This is a genomic window from Nakamurella sp. GG22 (genome assembly GCF_052976845.2).
In genome coordinates, this window is sequence record NZ_JBRIIO020000080.1 from 1 (window position 1) to 265 (window position 265).

Consider the following 265-nt stretch of genomic DNA (forward strand, 5'->3'; position numbering starts at 1 on the left):
GGCCTCGATATCGTGGTCGGTTACACCGGGCAGGTATCACTCGGTCACGCCGGATTGTTCGGTATCGGTTCCTACACCACTGGCGTATTGGTATTCAAACTAGGCTGGCCGTTTCTGTTAGCGCTGCCGTCCAGTCTGGCAGTAACCGCTATATTCGGCGCGATTCTGGCGCTCCCGGCATTGCGGGTGACCGGGCCGTATTTGGCGATGGTCACGCTGGCATTCGGCACCATCATCGGCATTCTTATCAATGAAATGTCGTTTC

At 56.2% G+C, this 265-nt stretch carries 1 protein-coding gene; it reads left to right on the forward strand.

Annotated elements, in window-relative coordinates; genetic code table 11:
• A partial coding sequence (locus ACVBEQ_RS28070) for an ABC transporter permease subunit (protein WP_447156731.1) occupies window positions 1–265 on the forward strand: 265 nt, incomplete at both ends.